The organism is Pseudomonas sp. P5_A12 (assembly GCF_056400685.1).
Genome location: NZ_JBFUKU010000494.1, coordinates 1 through 2,298 on the forward strand (window position 1 = coordinate 1; position 2,298 = coordinate 2,298).

Genomic DNA, 2,298 nt, shown 5'->3' on the forward strand with positions numbered 1-2,298 from the left:
GCCCTTGCCGCACGATTGGTGGTAGCAGCTGCCGAGCCCGCGAGGCTGCGTCCGGCCGCGCAGCGGTCGTCAAATCAGGCGACGCAGCGTTTCAGGAAAACCGAGTGCGCAGGGGTTACGACCGCTGCGCGGCCGGACGCAGCCTCGCGGGCTCGGCAGCTGCTACCACCAATCGTGCGGCAAGGGCTTTGGCTTGTAGTGCTACGTCGGTGACTGCCGTGCTTTCCCACCACATGCCACGCAACGGTGGCCCCAAGGCGAACAGGCGCCGGGCGACCTGCCCGTCGGCGTCCAGCACGGCTCCGTCAACAGCGGCTGCAATCCCCAATGCCAAAGGACCCGGGCGGATCAATCCGCGCGCCAGCAGTTGCTGTGGCAGCGGTCGAGCGACCCGGCGCCAGTCATACTCGATGCCGCTGGAGTTGATCAACGCCGCGCCACGCACCACACAGGTGTCGGCCTCGCCACGGCGGCGAATGCAGATGCTGATTCCGTCCCGGGACACGGCTTCAAGGCCTTTGAACGACGCTGCTTGAATCCGAAAGCGCCCTTCCCTGTGCAAGCGCTCCACCAGGGCGGCACTCAAGGGTGGCGAGCGGTGATGATGACTTTCCCACCACGGCCGGACATGCCGCACAAACTGCCGACGCTGCCGGTCTGTCGCCTGATTCCACAACCGTCCAATGTGCGCTCGCACGGTGTCGAGTGGTGCTTGCCAGTCGAAGCCTTCGGCGATGGCCTCCCGACAATGTCGTCGCAGTTCGCGCACCAACTGCCGTGGTGTGCGAATACTGTGATCTTCGGCCAGAAAATCCACCCAGGCCGGTGGTTGCCGACGCACATGCGGTAGCAATCCGTGACGGGAAAAAACCTCGATGGGCCCGCGATGCCCGGCCTGTTCCAGCGACACAACGGCATCGACCATGGTCAGGCCGGAACCRATGATCAGCACCGTCGACAGTGGATCGAGCTTGCGCATGGCGGCGACGTCCCACGGATCCAGCGCCGCGGCGTTCAGACCGCTGGACTCTTTCTGTGGTGTGCGCGCCGCAGGAAACATCCCGGTCGCCAGCACCGCATAAGCGCCCTGCAAGCGTTGCCCGTCACTCAAGGTCAGCCGTACCGAATCGTCGTCCGTTTGCAGATCGGTCACCTCCGCCTGCACATGCTCGACCTTGGAACCATTCAACACTCCGAAGGCTAGCGCTTCGGCCAGGCGTTGCTGCACGTACACGCCGAACAGGCCCCGTGGCGGGAACAACTCGCTGATCGGCACAGATTGCTCGGCCGATTCCGGCCAGCCACCAGCGCCGATGTGGTCAGTCAGCCATTGCGTCAGGTCATCGGCGTTGTCCGGGTCAACGCTCATCCGTGCCGCGTTGCCGTTCAGCGTATGGCCCAATTCGACCGCGCTGTAGGCTTCACCCCGACCCAACTCGGTACGCGGTTCGATCACCAGCACCGAGCGCTGGCCAGGCAAGCGCAACAACTGCGCCGCCAGCATCGCGCCACTGAGGCCGCCGCCGATGATCAGAACGTCGGCGTGGCGGGTGGTGTTGCTCGCCGGTCCGCTTTGTATTTCGCTCATGCCCTGCTCACTGGTTAATGGTTAATGGTTGCCGGAATGGAAAGCTGCTGCGTCCCACCTTAATCTGTTGCTCTCCAGCAACAAATCCCTCTTTGGTAGGAGTGAGCCTGCTCGTGATGCGGTGTGTCAGTTGTCATTAGCGATGGCTGCGCCTGACGCCATCGCGGGCAAGCCCGCTCCCACAGGTGTCCGAGTTGCCTGAGCGTAACGCGATTCAATGTGGGAGCGGGCTTGCCCGCGAAGGCGCCTATGCAGACACCACTGTATTATCCTGCTGGTGTAATGCCGCCAGATCCCGATACCCCGCTCCCGGATGAATCGCCGGCAACCTCGCCCCTTCCCCAGACAACCTCTCGCGCAAGGTTCCCGGCGCGTATTCCGTCTTGAACACCCCCGCGCTTCTGCAACTCCGGAACCAGGATTTTCGCCGGATCGGTCCAGTTTTCGAGGTCCTTGTACTGCCACAACCGATCGCGCGGGTGCGCCCACAAGCCCGGCGATTGATGGCCGACGCAATTCATCTCGAAAGCGTTGAGGGGGAGTTTCGCGGGTATTGCGAGGGGGTTGAGCTGGGGTTGTCATGGGCAGACTCCGGGGTTCGAGTAAGTGCCCAAAGCCTGCTGCAGAAGTCATTTCTGACAAATAATTTAATAATTTCAACTGGTTGTGGAGCTTTCTTGAAAGTTTTTATCTCTTCCATGGCAACAAAT

The 2,298-nt window shown here is 62.2% G+C and carries 2 protein-coding genes and 2 pseudogenes; 1 reads left to right on the forward strand and 3 read right to left on the reverse strand.

Annotated elements, in window-relative coordinates; all coding sequences use genetic code 11:
* Positions 1 to 115: 115 nt before the first annotated feature.
* From AC1DSG_RS30335 to AC1DSG_RS30345, 3 genes and pseudogenes are all read right to left on the reverse strand, one after another.
* A complete protein-coding gene (locus AC1DSG_RS30335) occupies positions 116 to 1,588 on the reverse strand; it encodes an FAD/NAD(P)-binding protein (RefSeq protein WP_477794164.1) in 1,473 nt (490 codons plus the stop codon).
* Positions 1,589 to 1,835: 247 nt separating this feature from the next.
* Positions 1,836 to 2,013 (reverse strand): annotated as a pseudogene (locus AC1DSG_RS30340) (5,10-methylene tetrahydromethanopterin reductase); the annotation flags it as partial.
* A pseudogene (locus AC1DSG_RS30345) lies at positions 2,005 to 2,109 on the reverse strand (hypothetical protein); the annotation flags it as partial. The pseudogenes AC1DSG_RS30340 and AC1DSG_RS30345, both read right to left, overlap by 9 nt.
* Between AC1DSG_RS30345 and AC1DSG_RS30350 the strand changes: the two are divergent.
* Positions 2,092 to 2,298 (forward strand): hypothetical protein (locus AC1DSG_RS30350; RefSeq protein WP_477794165.1); only part of this gene is annotated, 207 nt, incomplete at its 3' end. The pseudogene AC1DSG_RS30345 and the gene AC1DSG_RS30350 overlap by 18 nt on opposite strands.